Raw genomic sequence first — 19,456 nt, 5'->3', positions numbered from 1 at the left:
CTGTGCTGGGCGTGCACATTGTCAACAGGATATCTCGGAGCCGAACGGAACCCTTTGGTCCGGGGCCGGTGGCCCAAACTGTCAAGAGATTGTCCTCGCCGGTCAAGCGGGACGCCCCGTCCTGCTTACAGTGATCCGTCATGGCTTGCTGGGTCGCACCTGGCACGGTCTTGGACGGATGTCTTGCTGGGAGGAGGACACAATGCGAGTGGCAGGACTTGTCCGCGCCGCTGGGCTTGGCCTGGGCCTTTGCGTGTCGGGCGCGATGGCGCAGGGAGGCCTCTCGGGATACCAAGGGGCCTGGCTGTCCGGAGGCGCGGACTGTGCCGAGGTCTACTCCTCCGCCGGGAAAGGCACCTCGTTCAAGAGGCCGGTCGACATCTTCGCGCCCGCCTTCATCGTCTCCGGCAACCGGCTGAGGACGCCCCAGGCGTCGTGCCGGATCAAATCGGTCAGGCCGGTCGGAGACCGGCAGCGTCTCGTTCTCGACTGCGCCAACGCCGTGGCGGGCAACGAGGTGAGGGTTCTGATGGCAACGCAGCCGGACGGCTCGCTCAAGCGCTACTTCAACGAGCAGGACACCACCGGCACCGCGTACCAGCGCTGCTCGCGATGACGGCACCGGCGGCTTAAGCGATGGATGGCCGCATCACGCCTAGCGGCGTCCGCCGCCGCGGAAGCCCCCGCCGCCGAACCCGCCTCGCGGCGCGAAACTGCGCTGGGGCGCGAAGGACGCCGGCGAACGTGAGAATTGCGCCGATGGCGGCCGATAAGCCTGCCGGCTGGCGATCTGGCGCTGGTTTCCGAGGTGCCGGGCCTGAACGTCCCGCGTCAGGTTCGATGGCAGCGGCTGCCTGGTTGCCGGACGCTGCGCGGGTTTCTGCGCCACGGGACGGGGTTGTGCCGCGGGGCGCTGCTGCACCACTTGGCGCTCCCTTGCCGTTGTACGTTGTTGAGCCGAACGCTGCTGTGAGGCCGGTCGTTGCTGCGCCACCTGACGGTCCTGTGCCGCCGGTCGTTGCTGAACGGGACGTTGCTGTGACGCTGGTCGTTCTTGGACCGCCGTCCGCTCCTGCCCTAGCGCGCGGGATCCTGCCGTGGGACGCTGATGGGCTGGGAGGCGTTGCTGCGCCTGACGCTCGCCGGCCGGACGTTGCGCCGCCCGCTCCTGCGTCCGTTCCCGACCCGCCCCGCCTCCGATGCGGTCCGAGCCGGTCCGATCACTTCCCTCCGTCAACCGCTGGCCGAGCGCGGCTCCGGCCGCACCAGCCGTGCCCGCTCCCGCGAGCCTTTGAGGCCCGTCCCCGCCAGCCCGCTCCTGCAGCCGCTCGCGCGCCTCCGGCGCAAGGCCTTCGCGCCCCTCGCCGCGTTGGAGAAGCTCCCGTGGTTCGGGTCGGGCGACGTCCTGCCAGCCGCCGTCCCAACGCTGCCATCCGTCACCAGCGTTGCGGTAGACGTTGCCATCCCGCCCCGCATAGATGTCGCCGCGGCGCCCTTCGCGAATGAAGCCCTGCCCGTTTGACGTGTTCCAGCGCAGGGACGAGCCGCCGGCGGCATTGTCGCGAGCCGCCACGCGCGCCCATTCGGATCCGCGCTTCACGCCAGCCGACTTCCACGCGCCATAGACGTTGCGTCCGCCCGCGACGTACCCTGCTCCGTCCGTGCGCGGATTGTAGGCTCCGACGAAGCCGGCCGAGCCACGCGGACCCCAGGCCGCAGCCGCGCGGCCATAGGTGCCGCTCGCCGGGTTCCAGGACCGTACCCCCGCGATGCCACGATAGGGCCCGTATGCATAGCCATAACGGCCATACATGCCCCAGATCGGGTTGTAGTAGGCCGCGAGACCCCACGTGACCGGCCGCGGATAGTAGATCGGGTAGGCATAGCCGGGCCAGCTGTACCAGTATGGCGGATAGGACCAGCCGGTGCCGTAGACGTAGGTGCCCCAGGCCGGGTACCCGTACAGGTAGCCCATGGTGTAGCCGTACCAGACCGCATTGGGCTCGGTGTCGTACACGCGCACATAGGTGGCGTTGTAGACCGGCGAGGACGGCGGGATGCCATAGATGGCGTCAGGCACCGCACGGGCGAGCTGCCACGGCCCATTCGGGCTGTCGGACACGAACCAGACGCCGTCCTGGAGCAGGAAGTACTGCTCCCCGACCCTGATCACGGTATCGGTCGTATTGGTCGCGTAGGACAGATCGGTTGTCTCGACGGGCGCGAATTGGGCGTCGCCTGCATAGGCCACCGTCGGCGTGATAGAACCCGCCTCGACCCGGGCCGTGGTCGGGATGCTGGCCTTGAGCCGCGCCTCGGCGGCCTCCGACGTGCCGGGCACGGAGGAGCGTACGGCGAAATATGGCGCGTCCTCGGAAAGGTTCAGGAAGTCGGCGGGCAGGTCGGGCGTGGCGAAGGTCCACGGGCCCTCCAGTGAGGCTGCGCGGAACCACCGTCCCGCCAGGAGCACGTACCATTGCTTTCCAGCCTTGTCGAAGAACACGTCGGCCTCGGTGTTGGATGCCCACTGGAGCGAGGTCCTGGGTACGTCCTGGAGCTTGGGCTCGCCGTCGAACAGGATCATCTCCGCAGGAGCATCCGTGGTGATCACCTTCGGGACCGCACCATCGCCGTAGGGCTCGGGCGGCATGGCGGCGCGGGCATCGGCCCAGTTGGCATCGTCGGGCAACTCCTTCAGCGGCGCCGGCAACTCGGTGACAGGCGTCCAGGGGCCGCTGATCGTGCTCGCCGTCAGCCAATGGGTATCGTCCCGCAGGTAGAGGGCACCGCCCTCGTCCACCCGGAAAAGATCCCAGTTGGTGTTGACCACGAAGGACAGGCCTGCCTTGCCCTTCACGGGCGCAAAGGCCGCCGCGCCGTCGGTCTGCACCAGGATCGCCGGCGTCGTTGACACCAAGATTCGCGGGGGATCGGCCTTGAGTCCCGCCACATCGGTCATGCGCTTCTGCTCGGCGAGGCTTGCGGTCACACGCGCCTCGGCCACGGTGATCGGACCGGTCGGCAGGAGCTTACCCGTTTCCACTGCCAGCGCCTTCAGGTCGTCGCGGCCGAGGCCGGAGAAGTTCAGCTCGGTGACGGTGACACCAGTGATGACGATCTCGCCCGCATCCTCGTCGTATGAGGTCGTGCCCTTGAGCCCGATCACACCGAAGACCGGGTTGCCGTCGGGCGTCCTCAGGTACTGGGCCGCCACCAGAGCCTCGATGGTCTTGAAATCGGCCCATTCGGTGAACTGCGGTTGGAAGAGCACCATGCGGCCTGTGCCGACCTCATAGGTGCGGGGCCAGCCCTCGCGCTCGTGGCTCTCCTCCAGATAGCGCCCGCTGACGAAGCCGCTTTGCCCATCGACCGTTACGGCGCACCAGCTGCCGGAGTCCTCGCAGTCGCCCATGTCGACGGCGGTGCCGGCCGGCAGCGTGCGGATGGTCGGATGGCTCGTGCCGGGTCCGGCACGGAGGTTGACGCTGGTCGTGGTGACGCCCGGAGCGGCGAGCGCCGGTGATGTGGCAATGATCGGGATGAGCGCGAGCGCGATGACCTGGCGCATCAGAGGTCACTCCTGCAATGCCCGGTATCGGGAAGTTCCCGATACCGGGAGGTCACTCCGGTCTGAGGCGCTGGCGGCCTCGGACGGATCGAACGAACACCCAGCCCGGCTGCCACTCACCGGCACAAGGAGGTCACTGCACGGTACCGCGGGCCCGGCCACCTTGGACGCGGCAGGAGCATCCGGTCCCAATCGGCGCCGCATTGGTCAAAGCGCAAGTTCGAACGGCGGTCACACAATATCCGCCGTTGGCCGATGCCACTGGTGTCTGATACGTGGCGTACGGATAGTTGTAGTACGGGTACGTGGCCGCCGCCCCGATCACCGCCCCCGTAGCCAGACCGGCCGCGCCCCACCCCCAGCCACCGTAATAGTTGCCATAGTATGGGTACCGTCCGTAGTAGCGGCCGTAATTGGGATAGCGCCCGCCATAGTACGGATATCGTCCGCGCCACTCACCACGGTTGTCGAAGCGGCCAGGGTTGCTTATCGCCGCCTGGCGAATATCCCCGCGCCCCGGCCGGGCGGCAACCGCACTGCCACGGAAGCTGCCGCCCATCCCGACCCGGGGACCGCCCATGCCGCCGCGCGGGATGTACATCCTGGAGCCTCCGCCGAAACCACCGCCGCGGAAGCTGCCGCCACCGCGGAACCCACCGCCCCCACCGAACCCGCCTCCACCCCCGCCGATGCGGGCACCACCTCCGCCGCGGCCGCCGCGTTGGGCCTCGGCAACGTCCGGGATCAAGAGAGCGCCCGCCACAAGCGCGCCCAGAACCAAGAGAATCCTGTTCATCGGCATCCTCCCTTTGCTGCCCGGCGTACAGCTCCGCGCAGAGCAGGCTTTGAAGAGAACATATTTTGATCACGTCGGAAGATCGTGCTTGATCCTTTGGGACAAGCGCTTGGCATTTGTGGCCATGAGCCTCTCACCGGGGCTTAGTCGCCAGGGAGTGTTTGCGGAGCTTCACGTCGCGCTTCGCCTGTCACCTTTCGTCCGGTTCGGCGCGCCGAATCCTTTGCGATGGGATGCCGTCGCCGCAACCTGCCAAGTGCCGGCAGATCCTGTCGGGAGCGGGCAGATCAGCTTTGAGCAGGCTTGACGGTTCTCCTGTGGTGGGCACAAGATCTGTCGTTGCGGCAATGGGCCAGCCTCGGAGCTTATGCGATGATCCCTGTTCGAACCCTTTTGCTTGGATCCGTGGCGATTGCGGGCACCGCGGTTCAGGCGGCCGATCTGCCGGCGAAAACCGCGGCGCCCGTCGATTATGTCCGGATCTGCTCCACCCATGGCACCGGCTTCTTCTACATTCCTGGCACGGAAACCTGCCTGCGCGTCAGCGGCCGCGTGCGGGCCGAGTATCTGTATCTCGAACCGACTGATCGTTCGCAGGACACGATCGGCTTCCGTGCCCGCGGCCGCATCAACCTCGACGCCCGGACCGCCACTGCCTACGGAATGCTGCGCACCTACATCCGTATGGAGATGACCCGGAATACCGGTGCTTACGAGTTCAGCTCCACAAGCCCCGAGATTTCCCAGGCCTTCATCCAGTTCGGGGGGCTGACAGCCGGTCGCGCAGTTTCCTTCTTCACCCACCCCGACTTGCCGGCTCCGAATTTCGGCGATCTGCGCTTCGACGATCCTTCGAACGCTGAGGTGAACCTGCTGGCTTACACCTTCTCGTTCGGCAATGGCTTCTCGGCCACCCTGTCGCTGGAAGACGGCACGGAGCGCCGGGTCAACAACGAGCTGGATTTCCCCCTGTTCGGAGTGGGTAGCCCGGCTCCGGTCCTGGCCCCGATCCCGTTCGATTATGGCGGCGAGCGCATGCCCGACGTTGTCGCCAACCTCCGCTACACCGGCACCTGGGGCGGCGCGCAGCTGTCCGGCGCCCTGCATCAGATCCGCGACGTGGCTTTCGGCGTCACCACTGTCGATGGCGTGACCGTCCCCGTCATCAACCCGGTCACCGGCCTGCCCTATCCTGCCTACGCGAACACGGATTACGGTTTCGCGCTCGCGGCGCATGCCTACGCCAACCTGCCGTTCCTCGGGGCGGGGGACACGGGCTGGATCTCCGCCACCTACACGGACGGAGCCGTCGGCTACATCAATGCCGGCCAGGCGGGCTCCATCAGCGATGGCTTCATCGGCGCCGGCCGGATCGCCCAGCCCTTTGCCGATGCCTTCGTCGATCCGCTCACGGGCGACTTCAAGACCAACAAGGCCTATGGCATCGCGGGTGGCATCAATCACAACTGGACGCCAACCATCCAGACAAACGTTTTCGGGTCCTGGATGCGCTTCGATGCCCCTGGGATCGCCCAGTACGTGGTGCCGGCAAGTGCGGCGACGATAGCCTCCGGAACCGCCGGCACAACCACCGGGCTGGTCGACTTCAACGAATACCGTGCGGGCGCCAACGTGATCTGGACGCCGGTGGAAGGCTTCCTGATCGGCGTCGAGGCGCTCTACATCCGGGTCGATCCCCGCGGCCGCGTGGCCGTTCCGCTCACGGATGCCTCCGGCGAGCCGACGGGAGGCTTCAGGTCGGCTGGATCGGACGACACCTGGGAAGGTCGCCTCCGCATCCAGCGTGATTTCTGAGCAGCTCCCCATATCAAGGGATCGGGCCATGGAAGACACCGGGTCTGCCGACCTTTGGGTGACGATCCCAGCCCTCTTCGGACCTGAACCGCGGGATGTGTCCCAAACTGCCAATTACCTGACCAAAACGGTCAAGCACGCCGCCCGCCGGGCGTGATACTGAAGGCAGCCAAGGGACTGTCATGCCAAGACCATCTGGCACGCGTCTCCCGGGGACATGGCTAACCCAGCGACACGTTCCCTGCTTGTCTCAGCGCCGATGTGCACGAGGGGCGCCATGACTGATCGTTCGCACGACAATGGCGCTGACCGCCAACCAGCCCGCGTCACCCTCTTCCTGTTCGCGACCGGCATCGAGAACAGCTATCCCACGATCCGGGACGGCCGCGTGCGCCGGGACCAGATGGAGGAATGCGGCCACTACCGGCAGTGGCAGCGTGACTTCGAGCTCCTGGAGGACCTGAACATCCGCTTCCTGCGGTACGGCCCCCCTCTGCACAAGACCTTCCTCGGCCAGGGCCGCTACGACTGGGAGTTCACGGACCTGACATTCACCTGGCTGAAGGAACACGACGTCATCCCCATCGTCGACCTGTGCCACTTCGGGGTGCCGGACTGGATCGGCGACTTCCAGAACCCGGACTTCCCGGCGCTCTTCGCCGAATACGCCCGAGCCTTTGCCCATCGCTTCCCCTGGGTTCAGTTCTACACCCCCGTCAACGAGATGTTCATCTGCGCCCAGTTCTCGGCCGCCTTCGGCTGGTGGAACGAGCAACTAAAGAGCGACCGGGCCTTCGTCACCGCCCTCAAGCACATGGCCAAGGCGAACGTGCTTGCAATGTACGCGATCCTGGAAGAGCGGCCCGACGCGATCTTCATCCAGAGCGAGTCGACCGAGTACTTCCATGCCGACAACCCTAAGGCGATCAAGTCTGCGGAGTTCTACAACGCCCGGCGTTTCCTCTCGCTTGACCTGAACTACGGATACCCGGTCAACTCGCATATGCACGAGTACCTGCTCGACAACGGCATGACGCGCGACGAGTACCACTTCTTCCTGGACAACACCCTGCGCCACCACTGCATCATGGGTAACGACTTCTACCATAGCAACGAGCACCGGGTTGGCGCAGGCGGCGAGATCCACCCGGCCGGCGAGGTGTTCGGCTATGACGAGATCACGCGCCAGTATCATGACCGCTACGGTCTACCGGTCATGCACACCGAGACCAACTTCGACCAGGGTCACGAGGGTGACGAGGCCGTCGACTGGCTCTGGAAGCAGTGGGCCAACGTCCTGCGGGTGCGCAACAACCGTGTGCCCATCGTCGGCTTCACCTGGTACTCGCTCACCGACCAAATCGATTGGGACGTTGCCCTCCGCGAGCAGCGCGGCCGGGTGAACCCGCGGGGATTGTACGATCTCGACCGCAACATCCGTCCCGTCGGGGAAGCCTTCAAGAAGCTTCTCTCCCAATGGCGCGAGGTCTTGCCGACCCAGAGCGTCTGCCTCTTCGTGCCCGTCATGCTCCCGAGCGAATATGACACGCCGGTGGCGGCCCGCAGGCGCGAGGGATGGCGTCGGTACCTGCGCCATGAATTGAAGACCAAGCCCGAACTCAGGAGTTAGTTGATTTTCATCTTTCAGTAGCGCAACTCACGCCGACCACGGAGCCCGCTGACGGGAGGGCGCATTCAACAGCCGGCAATCGGAGAACTCGAATGACCTGCTCCGACGATGTGCAGAAGACCATTCTCCGCAACAAGCTCCTTGGCCGTTGGGCCGCCGAGAAACTGGGGCTCACCGGACGCGACGCGGAGGTCTATTCGGACGCGCTCGCCCGAGGCACGGTCGAACCCGGGCGCAGCGATGTGTTAAGCACGATCCGCAAGGACTTCGATGCCGCGGGCGTGGCTGAGTCAGACGCGCGCATCCTCAGCGTGATGACCGAGCTTATGCTCAAGGCCGGAAACCTGATGCCAACGGCCCGGGGCGATTCCACCGATGCCGCGGCGGTGACGCTCGCGCGCAAACTCATGTCGAAATGAGACTGATTATTTGGGGGCCGCCGTACCGACCGGTGCAGTGATCAGAATGAGGCGCCCCCTCTTCCAAGTCACTGGATCCTCATGACGACGCGCCCGTCGATCCTGTTGTCGCGCATCCGGTTGAAGATGTCGTTGATCGCCTCCAGCAGCTCCAGCGAGTAATGGACCTTCACCTTCCCCTCGCCCGCGAACTGCAGGCATTACGCCAAGTCCAACCGGGTACCAACGATTGAGCCGCGAACGGCCGCCGGCACCCCAGGCGATGCGCGTCCCGCTGACCCATACCGGAGGTCCGCTGGAGATATTGCCCTCCGAACAGGCAAGGCCGCTCCCGTCACCGCGGTCGGGTTGCGATCCGTCAATCCCATCCGGCACCTGCCGCATCATGGTCCTGAGCCCCGTGCAGAGGCAGGCCCATAGCCAAAACTGTCAACGCTCTGTCCCATTTGATCAAGCAGGGCTGCCCGGTCCGAGTATCTTGGCTCGGAGCGGACGACGGAGATCCTGAGAACCCGCGACCCAGTTGCAAAGCTCGGTCGCAGTGATTGACCGGTCTCAACCAGAAGAGGTCCGCTCACACGAACCATCACCCGGAGAACCGCAGGGGAAAGCGATGGTGACATTCCTGGGAGCGTCCGGAAGCCGGCAGGTCCTGTTCGCGGCGGCTTGTTTCGGCCTGTCCCTCTCGGCAGATGCGACTCTGGCACGCGACGCGACAGCCGGGCGGGCGCAGGACGTCGGCTCGAAGTCGGCGGGAGCGCCTACAAAACGGTCAGGGCCCGCAAGGCCCCCCGCGCCGGGGCCGACGCGCAAGGCCGACGGGGCCGGCAATTTCGTCTACGGGATCATCAACACCATCCGGACCCAGAGCGAGGAGCTGTGCGCGCGCTATGGCAATCCAGCTGACTGCCTGGAAGAGGCCGAGGTCTGCCTGACCATGCGCGATAACGACGACAATCAGGTCCGGCTGTGCCTCAACACCGCGCCCGGAGACAGTGGCAACCCCGGCTCGGTGCAGAAGTCGCGGCTGGGACGGTAGCCTCGAGGGTCATGGCACGCGATGTAAAAAGGCGGAAGGGGGCGGACACCAAGCCTGTGGAGGCTGACATGAGGAAACTCGCAACTCTCGCCGCTGCCGCTCTTATCGTGACCGGCAGTGTTCAAACCGCGGACGCGCAGTACTGGCGGGGCTACCACGGCGGATATTACCGGCACGGCGGCTGGGGAGGCGGTGGTGCCGTCGCGGCTGGGTTGATCGGTGGGGCGATCCTCGGGGGCCTGATCACCGCAGCCGCAACAACCCCCGCCTATGGGTACGGGTATCCGGCCTATGGTTATGGCTATGGGTATCCTGCCTATGGCCCCTGGCCGGGCTACTCCGCCTACTACTATCCGCGGCCGGTCTACTACGCTCCGCGCTACCATTATCCGCGCCCGGTCTATTACGGACCGCGCTACTACCCGCGACGCGTCTACTATGGACCCCGTTATTACGGACCCCGCTACTATGGCGCGTACCGGGGCCACTACGGTCCACGCTACTTCGGACCTCGCGTGGCCCACCGCCGTTACTGGTAAAGCTGTGCCGTGCGTTAGCGCGGGTCCAGTGGCCAGGAGGCGGTGATGCAAGCGAGGGACTACTCGGCCACCGAACCCCTGCGTGACGGATGCTGGATTGTGGTCCGCGCCCTCCGGCCTGAGGACCGGGCCAGTCTGCTTGCCGCCGTCGGCCGGATCAGTGACCGGTCCCTCTACCGGCGCTTCTTCGCCTTCAAGCGAGGCTTCACCGACCAGGAGGTCGACTTCTACCTCAAGGTCGACTTCGTCAGCCACGTCGCCCTCGTCGCGACGCTGGAGGAGGATGGACAGCCGGTGATCGTCGGCGGGGCACGCTACATCGTGGGACAGCCCGACCAGGCCGAGATCGCCTTCGCCGTGGACGATGCCCACCAAGGGCGGGGCATCGGCGCGGCCCTGATGCGCCACTTGGCACTGATTGCCCGTCGGGCCGGGCTCAAGGAGCTGGCCGCGGATGTCATGCCAGACAACACCGCGATGCTGAAGGTGTTCGCGGCGAGCGGGCTCGGCCTCAGGACCCGGCGGGAGCCGGATGCCACCCATGTCGTGCTCCGGCTTTCGTGAGCCGGATTGGGGAGTGGCACGGCTGCGCGCCACGGTCGTGGAGCCTGCGCCGCATGTGTTCGCCTAGGCCAAGCCGCGGATCGGGAGGCACACCATGCAAAAAGCCACGATGCGGCAGCTCACACGCCCCAGGCAGCGTCCCGCCAACGACAATGCTCCAAGCCGATCCACAGGATTCGGTGACCGGCCGTCACGGCACATGGCGCGATGGGCGCTCCTGGGTTTTGGCCTGTTGAGCCTGACCATCGTGTCCTGCCTATTGGGCATCGGTGCCATCGAGATCTTCCTGCGGTGGGCCTGACGTCCCCTGCTCCCTGGCTCGGGCAAACGATCTTGCCCGAACGTGGAGCCTTGGCCATGGCGCCAATGGCGCCGTTGTGGCAAATTCTCATGCTCCAACAACGAAGGCGCTAGGGCATGGAGCAGGTGCGCCCGCAGACCTCGCTCGCTGCTGGAGCAGCGGATCGGACACACGCCTGGATCGTCGTGGGCTTGCTGTTCCTGTTCATGCTCATCAATTTCGCCGACCGGGCGGTGCTTGGTCTCGCGGCCGTTCCGATCATGCAGGAGCTGGGCCTGAGCCACACGGAGTTCGGGCTCATTGCAACGAGCTTCTTCACCCTCTTCTCGGTAGGAGGTGTGATCGGCGGGTTCCTGGTGAACCGTGTCGCCAGCAAGTGGGTGCTGGCTGCGCTGGCGCTGATCTGGTCCCTATGCCAGTTGCCCATGCTGCTGTCGGTTTCGGTGGCTGCCCTGGTTGTGAACCGGATCGCCCTCGGCTTCAGCGAAGGGCCCGCCTACCCGATTGCCCTGCATGCCGCCTACCAATGGTTCGCGAACGAACGCCGCGCCGTCCCAACCAGCCTCATCGCCATCGGCGCCTTGGCGGGCAACGGGATCGCGGCGCCGGTGATCGTCGCCATCGTCGCAGCGTGGTCCTGGCACGCCGCTTTCGGCTTTCTCGGATTCATCGGCCTGGTCTGGTGCGCCGTATGGCTGTTGGTGGCCCGCGAGGGTCCGATCACCCCGGATCGCGTCAGCTCCGGCGGGACCACGGCGCGCCTGTCGTACCGCCGCCTATTCAGGTGTCGGACGGTCGTCGGCGTCCAGGTGGTCGGCTTCTGCGCCTACTGGCTGCTGACGCTGGCGGTCGTCTGGCTGCCGGCGTTCCTGATCCAGGCCTTCGGCTACACGCCAGCTCAAGCCGGTTGGATCATGATGCTGGTGTCCCTGGGTCAGATCGTGCTCCTGCCCGCGGTGGCGACCCTGTCCGACGGTCTGAAGCGGCGCGGCGTCCCAAGCCGGCTGGCGTGCGGATCGGTGGCGTGCGCCAGCACCCTCGCCGCCGGCCTGATCATCATCCTGTTGGCGCGATCCGAGGGGTCCCTGCCGATCATCGTGTGCACCGTGGTCGCCTTCTCCCTCTGCAACGTGATGTTCGTGCTTGGGCCCGTCCTGGTCGCCGAGGTCACGCCGGTCGAGCGGCGCGGGGCGGTCCTCGGCGTCACCAACGCGATCACGACGCTGGCCGGTCCGCTTGCCCCGGTGGTCACGGGGCTGGTGCTTGACGTCGGCTCCCACCCTGCGGACGGGGTCCGCACAGCCCTCCTGATCGCGGGAGGGCTGGCCATCCTGGGGGCTGTGGTCGGGGTGGCCCTGATCGATCCGGAGGCGGACCAAGCCCGCAATCCGCCGGACCCCCAGGAGGAAACCCAACCGGCGTAACGGCTCACCTGGGCACCCACGGCCTCGGACAGGGCGCACGATCACCGAGCCCGATGGCCGGACATGGATCAAGGCGGGCTGTCTGGAGTGAGACAGATTGTGATCGCTTCCAGAGGGCGTACTTGATCGCCCAGAACAAGCACTTGGCATTTTGAGATCAACGACCATGCGAGGCCCCTCACCGGTGCCGTCGCTCTCGCCATGTGTGCCCAGTTGTTGGGCTTCAGGCCATTCCAGCCAGACGTGGATCGGAGGCAGCTCGTAAGCCTTTTGAACCTTTGACGGCATGGGCTTCCAAACCGCAGATTTGCCTGCTCCGGAAACCGGGCAAGAGGTGAGGCCATGGCGGTGGACCGTACGATGCTGAGGCAGGCCCTGAGCGAACTTGTCAGGTTGAAGGGCGGCGCGGAGAACCCGACCCGGTTCCTCGCGCTGCTCTACAGCTCCGCCCTGAGCGAATGGGCGGGAGAACTCGGTGTGGACCAACAGAAGCTCAATAGGCTGGTCCACGTCAGGGAGGCGGCTTCAGGTCGCTGAGGCGGCCTGCGGCTCACCGCAGGCCGACCTCGATTCCGCTCACATTGGCGTTCAACTCCAGGCCGATGTTGCGGCCGCGCAGGTCGAGAACGACGCCCCTCGCATTCTGCAGGCGAATGCTCGACACGCCCCCGCCGGCGGCGGCTCCCACGCCAACGGCCGTATAGGTGCCGACGATGTCGGTGGCCCGGCGCAGGTTGTAGGCGCGCCCAACCAGGTCGGCCTTTGAGGCCCCAATCATCGCGCCGAAGCTCAAGCCGCCAACACTCAGCGGATATCGCCGTCCTTGAAAAACCAGCGTTCCCCTGCCGCCGCCGATGCCGACGATGAACCCCGCCTTGGCGATCTCGACGTAGACCGTGCCGGTCGCGGCCCATCCTGGTGCCGCCAGCCCTGGCGCGAACGTCACCGCAAGGGCAACCAGGCCGGAACGAAGAGCATGATGGACTGTGAGCATGGATCTCTCCCTCGTCTCACGCTCGCACGGGCAGACGCGAACCCTGAACCTGTCGAGCGCTCGGCCTGCGACGGAAGGCCCGTCGCCCGGATGCGCGATCGGGCGCGCCTTCCGGATCTCGCAAACCTTAGGCCATGGACCCTCAGGGTGCTTGACACTTGAGGACATCGGCTCGGCATTTCGGGACCGACGCCCGCTTCTCGATCTCGCGCATCGCGTGGCTGCTCGGGTCTCTGGAGGTCAGTGCCTTCACCCGTGCCTTCCGCCGCTGGACTGGACAAACATTGACCCCGGCGCGGGCCAAATATCTGGGCCGCAGCACAGCCCGGGATGCCATGGCCTAGATGCGGTCGGCTTGCCGGGGCCAAGTGTCACGGCAGGAATCCATCATCATCTGGCCCGGCCTTCGCCATTCAGGGACCTGGTGTAGATGGTCATCAGCTTGCCCATCTCGGAATTGTAGTCGCGCAGGGTCTCCTCCATCCAGCGGGATTGGATGGCCGTCACATCCGCGAGGTTCTTGCATCCCACCATCTCGCGGGTGGTCTCAGCGTCCTTCTCAAGGCGCATGGACACGAAGCTCATCATCTCGCGCTGACATTCGGTGGCCGCGGCGAGCCACGTTTCCGTGGCATTGGCCAGGGCGCGAGCCCTGTCGTCCGACACAGCAAAGACGGCACCGCTTCGCAGCGTATCCGATGTTCCTGAGTTTTTTGACATAGTGGCCATGGATCGTCCTCCTTGAGTGGAATCCTTCTTCAGCCTGAAGGGGCGCCCCTCACCTGCTCCAGGCGGCAGAGGGTGAAGCCGCCGCCCGTCTTGCCGTCAGTGCCCACCGAGCACGAGGGTCTGGATCGGATACAGCAGCGCCTGGATGCGCAGGATCATGGCATGCACGAGCCCGACCGCATCCACCGCGTGGAGAACGAACCCTCGCATCGTGCCGGTTTCAGGCGCGATGATTTCCTCGTGGTGGCTGCTATAGGCATTGACGATGCAGCTGCTGCCGGGTGTGACGCCGTCGAACCCGCCCTCGTAGAGAGGCTCCAGGAAGGCCAGGACGGTTCCCGGCCGCGTCACCTGCTGCGCATCGAGCAACTGCTCGCCGCTGCGGATCTGGCCCGCGGCGATATAGTCCTGCACCCCGGTCACCACCATCGGGATGATCGTCCAGGGCTTCGACGCGCAGGTCGCCTCGGCCACCATCCCGACCTTCATCACCTGTGCTTCGACCTGCCCGAAGCCGGCCTGCAGGCGTCCCCGGCCAGCGCCTGCCGGGATCAGAACCCCGGCCGGGCGCATCAGCGGGTTGACAATGTCGCCCACCCGCAGCGTGAACTGCTCGACCCGCCCATCAACGCCGGCCCGGACGACAGTCTTCGACAGGTCCACCTCCGCTTGGGCCAACTCGGCCTCGGCGCTGGCCTTTTGGGCGGGGAGCAGGGTGGAGAGTTGCGCCTCGGCCTGTTGTTTGGCGGCAGTGGCGGCATCGATACTGCCCTGGCGTCCCTGTACGGCAACCTGCAGCTTCTCGATGTCGCGAGTGGCGACGGCGCCTGGATTGCGCCGGTAGATCTCCTGCTTGGTCTCCAGCTCATCCACCGCCTGCTGGTAGGAGCTCCGGGTCTCCACGATCTTGCCTTCGGCGGCCTGGATGTCGGCGCGGGCGACCACCATGGCGGCGTCGGTCTCGGCGATCTTGCGGCGGGCGGTCTCCGCGGCCGCCTCCTGCTTGGCGCTGTCGAGCCGGAAGAGCGGCGCACCTTGCCTGACCTCCCCGCTCACTCCGTCGACATAGATCTCAGCCACACGCCCGTTGGTTTCGGGCAGGACCGGGATGGTACGGAAATATGCGGTGGCGTTCGTGGTCGCCGGGTGGTTGTAGAAGACCACCGTGATCAGCCCGATGGTGAGCATCAGGCACGACACGATGCCCCAACGCAGCTCGAACCACACCGAGTAGAAGGTGATCTCCTTGCCGATGCGCTTGCCCTGGCCATAGCGGCGGTAGAGATAGTCCGGCAGGATCGTCAGCAGAGAGCAGAGAAGAAGCTCAAGCATGGGTCCGCTCCTTCGGCATACGGGGCAAAGTGATGGTCTTCGGCACTTCGACTGGCCCTTCACCCGGTCCTTCCGCGGGTGGGCCGATGGTGCCGATCTCGTCCGGAGCCTCGCCCGCGCCTTCGCCCGGCGGGATGCCGGCGATCTTCTCCAGCGATCCGGCGATGCGACGCAGCGGATTGCCAAAGTCGGGAATGTCGATCAGGGCGAGCAGCAGCCCGGCCACCCAGAACAGGTGCACGTGCGTGAACAGCGCTAGAAGTCCCAGGATCGCGACGATCTCGAACTGCAGCTTGTGCCCTCTGTGGGCGATCCGCTCCGGCAGGGTGTGCAGGCGCAGGAACAGCAGGCCCACCGCCAGCACGGCGAGCACCAGGAACACCGCCACGACCACCATCAGAACATCGGTTCCGCCGGGCGTGGTGATGAAGACCGGCAGGTGATGGGGGGCTGCCGGGTTAACTGACGGGCTCATATTGTTTCTCCCAATGCGGGGGTTGAGGCACTCCCTGGGACAAGCTTCACCCCACGCGCTTGGGCCAGCTCTGGCGTCGGCGTGAGGTCCGCCAGGAAGGCCAGGAACGGCTTGAGCACCAGGATGCAGCCGACGGCCAGAACCAGGAGCAGCATGAGCCCGAGCGCCTTCTCGACGTAGGACGCCTCCTGGGACGCGGATTGCTCCCAGGTATGCATGGCGTTACGTGGATCCACAGAGCGCACGATTTCCTCCTGGTCAGTCCGACCGCTAACAGCCGCTGCAGACGCTGCGCAGGGTGCGGTTCAGGCGCCGGTCCATCTCGCGCATCTTTTTGTTGGCCTCCGACCTGCTTTTGTCCGCACCCGCCTGCAGGCCTTCCTGCTGCTGAACGGACGACAAGGTCGGCTGCCGGAGCGTAGGCCGATCAGGCGAAGATTGCTGGTCCGGCACCTGCGCCACGGCCGTTCCGACCCAAAGGAGTGCTGGGCCTGCAAGAGCGGTGAGTCTGCTCAACGACAAGGGAATGGAAGCCATCAGGACCTCCTCTTGTTGGCGTGTTCAAGCGTGGCACAAGCGTCACGCCATGATGCTGAGCCCGCCATCGACGTAGGTGGTCGTCCCGGTGAGCCGCCGGGCAAACGGCGTTGTGAGGTAGGCAGCCGTCAGGCCGACATCGTCGATGTCCACGAGCTCGCCGATGGGCGCCCGCTCGATGGCCTCGGTGAGAAGGACATCGAAGTCCTTCAGGCCGGAGGCCGCCCGAGTTTTCAGCGGGCCGGGCGAGACGGCATGCACCCGGATGTGCTTGTCGCCCAGCTCGTACGCGAGATAGCGGACAGCACTCTCCAGCGCCGCCTTCACGGGTCCCATCAGGTTGTAGTTCGGCACCACCTTGTTGGCACCATGATAGCTCATTGCCAGGAGCGTTCCGCCCTCTGGCATCAGCGGCTCGGCAAGCCGCGCCATGCGGATGAACGAATGGCAGGAGATGTCCATCGCCACCTTGAACCCCTCGTCGGAGCTGTCGACGAGCCGCCCCTGCAGGTCCTCCTTCGGGGCGAAGGCGATGGAATGGAGCGCGATGTCGAGGCTGCCCCAGGTCTCGCGGATCTGCTCGAAGACAGCCTCAAGCTGGCCGCTTTGAGCCACGTCGCACGGTGCGAAGACCGAGGCCCCGAGTTCCTTGGCCAGCGGCTCGACGTAGGGCTTCGCCTTCTCGTTGAGATAGGTCACCGCGAGGTCGGCCCCGAGCTCGCGGAAGATCCGGGCACAGCCGTAGGCAATCGAATGCTCGTTGGCGATGCCGATGACGAGAGCCCGCTTGCCGTGCAGGATCTTGGACTGGATGGCGGCTTTGGTCAGGTTGGTTGGTTGATCGTTCATGGAGTTGCCCTCGTGCGTCGATGGTCACGCGGTCGTCGGTGGGAGGCCGGCTTTGCCGTTGCCCCCGGGTGGGCTTGGGCCTGGTTCTGCACCAGTGGCACTGTGACCGGTTCAGCCATTGCCTTGCCTTGGGTCCCGCTCTCGGAGAGGAGGCGCCGGATCTCGCCCAGCAATGTGACCTGCTTGTCATTGGCCTCGATGCGGCCTTCCACGCGGTCGAGCAGATCGAGCAGCCCACGCCGGTCCTCGGGCGTCTCCAGGAGCTTGGGAAGCGCCAGGAGCGCCTTCACCGGCTCGAAGTCGACGATGTAGGACTGCTCGCGGATGATCTCACGCGCGGCCTCCGCCGGCATGTCGATCAGCCCGATCTCCTTGCCAACGAGGTCTCGGGCCCGCTTCATGGCCGAGAGCCGCCGGCGCCCGGTGCCGGCCTTCATCAGCAGGAGCGCCGCCCGGACCATCCCCTTCGTCCGGTCCCCGTCCTCAATATGCGTCAGCGCCTCCTTCACCAGAGGAGCGCTCCGCACGTCGATGGGTTGCTCCGCACCGGCTTCCTTGTCCTCCGCGGCCATGCCGATGCTGGCCGAGCCGTAGATGCGGAAGAAGGTGTTCTCCACCGAGGCGTCGCGCAGGTCGCGATAGAGATCCCACGAGGCAGAGGTGACGGCGGCCATCCAATGCTCCATCGCGGCCATCGGGCCTTCGTTGTCGCGCGGCGCCCGGTTCGCACGCACGATGTCGGCCATGCCCTTGAGCGGCCACAGGAAAGGATTGAGGTCTGAAACCGCCCAGCGTTGCGCCCGCTGCGGATTGAGGGCTCTGGCGGCTTTTGCAGCCGCCGGGGTGACCATCGGGGCCACAAATGGATGCACGAAGGACTCATAAGCGGAAGCGAGTGCCTCCGACGTTTTCTCGACCGCCTTGAACGGCCCCTCGTCCTTACGGCCGTATTTCTGCAGAACCTGGAGGTCCTCGATCCGGCGCTCGGTCAGCAGCACGTCGTAGCGCACGCTCCCGTTCGTCTTCTGCTCCTCGACCTGCATGCCATAGAGGCCCGGCGGCAGATGCTCGATGTACTCGATCAGGTCGACGATCTGGGTGTGCTCGCGCTTGGCGACCGCGCCCGAGACGAAGATGCCGAGATGGCCGACGCTCTTGTGCATCAGGCCGACGATCACCTGCCCGTTCGCCTTGAGGGCCTCTGTGGTCGGATAGAGGTCGGCGACCCAGTTGAAGGCCTGCTGCGGCGGCGTGATGTTGTCGCCGAGCGACGCGAACAGGATGATCGGCGATTTGATCGCCCGCAGGTCGAAGGCGCGCCCCTCGGACCACTCGGCGTCACCATCAGCCAGATTGTTGCCGACGAACAGGTTCTCGACGATCCATTTGATCTCCCGCCGGTCCATCAGGAAGAAGCCGCCCCACCAGCGCTCGAATTCCAGGAACCGCTCGGGTTCGGTGTCGATCTTCGAGAACAGGTTGTAGTACTTGTCGAAATAGGTGTTCGCCGGGTTGAGAGACTCGAAGTTGTCGACAAGGTAGGCGCCGTCGAACGTGCCGGCGCCGAGATCGCTCGCCAGCAGCGCAGGCCAGGTGCCGCCGAGCATGCCGCCCGCGTAGCGCATCGGGTTCTCGCCGTCGTTGCCGGCCCAGTACGACATTGGAGCGCCGTTGATCACGATGGGGCCAACGAGATCGGGTTCGAGGGCGCCGATGAGCATGGAGGCCCAGCCGCCCTGGCAGTTGCCGATCACGACCGGCTTGCGGGTCTTCGGATGGCGCTCGCCGACAATGCGCAGGAACTCGGCCTCGGCGCGCGAGACATCCGCGAGGGTCTGGCCGGGCATCGGCTCAGGGAAGAAGATCACGCAGTAGACCGGGTGCCCTGCCTTGAGCGCCACCCCGACCTGCGAGTCCTGCTTGAACCCGCCGATGCCGGGTCCATGGCCGGCCCGGGGATCGATGACGACGAAGGGGCGGCGCTCCGGGTCGGTCTTGATGCCGTCCGGCGGGAGGATGCGCACAAGGGCATAGTTGGCGGGCCGCTCGAAGGTGCGGGCGTCCGCGATCATCTCCCAGTCGAAGTCGAGCAGCGGCGGCTTGCCGGCTTTCTCGTGCTCGATCCAGTTGTTGCCGCGCTGGCGCAGCGTGTCCCAGTACAGGATCGAGCGCTGTGTGAAGTCGAGCCAGTAGTCGCTGGCATCGCGCCAGAAGTCGAAAGGCGTCACCGGGCGGGCGGGCCGCTCCAGCAGTGGCTCGCTCGCGGCTTTCACCGCATCGACGTAGCGCTGAGCCGCGCCCGTGCACCGCTCCTGGTAGACCTCGGTGAACTTCGCCTGCGCGCGGGCGACCTCCGTCAGCCGTGCTCCAGGACCATTGTTGCTTGCGCCATTCTTGTCTTGCTCAGTCCCGGCTTCGACTCGTGGCATTGCTCTCGTCCTCACA

General features: G+C 65.8%; 20 protein-coding genes and 1 pseudogene. 11 read left to right on the top strand and 10 right to left on the bottom strand.

The genetic code is table 11. The features are described from left to right. Nucleotides 1-202: 202 nt before the first annotated feature. Nucleotides 203-616 carry a hypothetical protein gene (locus VB672_RS00940; RefSeq protein WP_329782287.1) on the top strand — a complete coding sequence of 138 codons (414 nt, stop codon included), beginning with the start codon at nt 203-205 and terminating at the stop codon, nt 614-616. Nucleotides 617-655: 39 nt separating this feature from the next. On the opposite strand, the gene VB672_RS00935 is transcribed toward VB672_RS00940, so the two are convergent. After that, entirely contained in the window at nt 656-3,568 is a 2,913-nt protein-coding gene (locus VB672_RS00935; RefSeq protein WP_329782286.1) for an SH3 domain-containing protein, read from the bottom strand. Between the two features lie 1,168 nt (nt 3,569-4,736). On the opposite strand from VB672_RS00935, the gene VB672_RS00930 reads away from it, so the two are divergent. The 3 genes from VB672_RS00930 (at nt 4,737) to VB672_RS00920 (ending at nt 8,228) form a co-directional block, all read left to right on the top strand. Next, nucleotides 4,737-6,179, top strand: a complete 1,443-nt coding sequence (locus VB672_RS00930) for a porin (RefSeq protein WP_329782285.1) — start codon at nt 4,737-4,739, stop codon at nt 6,177-6,179. 277 nt (nt 6,180-6,456) lie between these two features. After that, entirely contained in the window at nt 6,457-7,809 is a 1,353-nt protein-coding gene (locus VB672_RS00925; protein ID WP_329782284.1) for a family 1 glycosylhydrolase, read from the top strand. Nucleotides 7,810-7,901: 92 nt separating this feature from the next. Next, nucleotides 7,902-8,228 (top strand): ATPase inhibitor subunit zeta, encoded by a 327-nt coding sequence (locus VB672_RS00920; protein ID WP_329782283.1) that lies wholly within the window; start codon nt 7,902-7,904, stop codon nt 8,226-8,228. Between the two features lie 68 nt (nt 8,229-8,296). Here the strand turns inward: VB672_RS00920 and VB672_RS00915 are convergent. After that, nucleotides 8,297-8,470, bottom strand: a pseudogene (locus tag VB672_RS00915) (zinc-dependent alcohol dehydrogenase); the annotation flags it as partial. A gap of 371 nt (nt 8,471-8,841) precedes the next feature. Between VB672_RS00915 and VB672_RS00910 the strand changes: the two are divergent. The 6 genes from VB672_RS00910 (at nt 8,842) to VB672_RS00885 (ending at nt 12,632) form a co-directional block, all read left to right on the top strand. After that, a complete protein-coding gene (locus VB672_RS00910) occupies nt 8,842-9,267 on the top strand; it encodes a hypothetical protein (protein WP_329782282.1) in 426 nt (141 codons plus the stop codon). Nucleotides 9,268-9,335: 68 nt separating this feature from the next. Further along, nucleotides 9,336-9,806 carry a hypothetical protein gene (locus tag VB672_RS00905; protein ID WP_329782281.1) on the top strand — a complete coding sequence of 157 codons (471 nt, stop codon included), beginning with the start codon at nt 9,336-9,338 and terminating at the stop codon, nt 9,804-9,806. Between the two features lie 45 nt (nt 9,807-9,851). Further along, nucleotides 9,852-10,370: a GNAT family N-acetyltransferase gene (locus VB672_RS00900; RefSeq protein WP_329782280.1), complete on the top strand. Its 519-nt coding sequence runs from the start codon at nt 9,852-9,854 to the stop codon at nt 10,368-10,370. 94 nt (nt 10,371-10,464) lie between these two features. Next, on the top strand, nt 10,465-10,671 hold the full coding sequence (locus VB672_RS00895; RefSeq protein WP_329782279.1) for a hypothetical protein: 207 nt from the start codon (nt 10,465-10,467) through the stop codon (nt 10,669-10,671). 116 nt (nt 10,672-10,787) lie between these two features. Continuing rightward, nucleotides 10,788-12,095, top strand: a complete 1,308-nt coding sequence (locus VB672_RS00890; protein WP_329782278.1) for an MFS transporter — start codon at nt 10,788-10,790, stop codon at nt 12,093-12,095. A 342-nt stretch (nt 12,096-12,437) separates the two neighbouring features. Then, nucleotides 12,438-12,632: a hypothetical protein gene (locus VB672_RS00885; RefSeq protein ID WP_329782277.1), complete on the top strand. Its 195-nt coding sequence runs from the start codon at nt 12,438-12,440 to the stop codon at nt 12,630-12,632. A gap of 13 nt (nt 12,633-12,645) precedes the next feature. Here VB672_RS00885 and VB672_RS00880 read toward each other — a convergent pair whose 3' ends face one another. Then, entirely contained in the window at nt 12,646-13,089 is a 444-nt protein-coding gene (locus tag VB672_RS00880) for a hypothetical protein (RefSeq protein WP_329782276.1), read from the bottom strand. Nucleotides 13,090-13,247: 158 nt separating this feature from the next. Between VB672_RS00880 and VB672_RS00875 the strand changes: the two genes are divergently transcribed. After that, nucleotides 13,248-13,433, top strand: coding sequence for a hypothetical protein (locus VB672_RS00875; RefSeq protein WP_329782275.1), 186 nt, complete (start codon nt 13,248-13,250; stop codon nt 13,431-13,433). Between the two features lie 46 nt (nt 13,434-13,479). Here VB672_RS00875 and VB672_RS00870 read toward each other — a convergent pair whose 3' ends face one another. The 7 genes from VB672_RS00870 to VB672_RS00840 form a co-directional block, all read right to left on the bottom strand. Further along, entirely contained in the window at nt 13,480-13,818 is a 339-nt protein-coding gene (locus VB672_RS00870; protein ID WP_329782274.1) for a phasin family protein, read from the bottom strand. 96 nt (nt 13,819-13,914) lie between these two features. Then, entirely contained in the window at nt 13,915-15,150 is a 1,236-nt protein-coding gene (locus VB672_RS00865) for an HlyD family secretion protein (protein WP_329782273.1), read from the bottom strand. After that, entirely contained in the window at nt 15,143-15,625 is a 483-nt protein-coding gene (locus tag VB672_RS00860; protein ID WP_329782272.1) for a hypothetical protein, read from the bottom strand. Before VB672_RS00860 ends, VB672_RS00865 begins: the two co-directional genes overlap by 8 nt. Next, a complete protein-coding gene (locus VB672_RS00855; protein WP_329782271.1) occupies nt 15,622-15,870 on the bottom strand; it encodes a hypothetical protein in 249 nt (82 codons plus the stop codon). The genes VB672_RS00860 and VB672_RS00855 overlap by 4 nt, the downstream gene beginning before the upstream one ends. A gap of 25 nt (nt 15,871-15,895) precedes the next feature. Continuing rightward, nucleotides 15,896-16,162 (bottom strand): hypothetical protein, encoded by a 267-nt coding sequence (locus VB672_RS00850; RefSeq protein WP_329782270.1) that lies wholly within the window; start codon nt 16,160-16,162, stop codon nt 15,896-15,898. Nucleotides 16,163-16,204: 42 nt separating this feature from the next. After that, entirely contained in the window at nt 16,205-17,011 is an 807-nt protein-coding gene (gene fabI / locus VB672_RS00845; protein ID WP_329782269.1) for an enoyl-ACP reductase FabI, read from the bottom strand. Continuing rightward, nucleotides 17,008-19,440 (bottom strand): DUF3141 domain-containing protein, encoded by a 2,433-nt coding sequence (locus VB672_RS00840; RefSeq protein ID WP_329782268.1) that lies wholly within the window; start codon nt 19,438-19,440, stop codon nt 17,008-17,010. Before VB672_RS00840 ends, fabI begins: the two co-directional genes overlap by 4 nt. Nucleotides 19,441-19,456 lie beyond the last annotated feature (16 nt).

Source organism: Microvirga sp. CF3016 (genome assembly GCF_036314085.1).
Taxonomy (GTDB): Bacteria; Pseudomonadota; Alphaproteobacteria; order Rhizobiales; family Beijerinckiaceae; genus Microvirga.
Note: the sequence above shows the minus strand (reverse complement) of the source record. Positions and strands in the feature narration are given on the sequence as shown.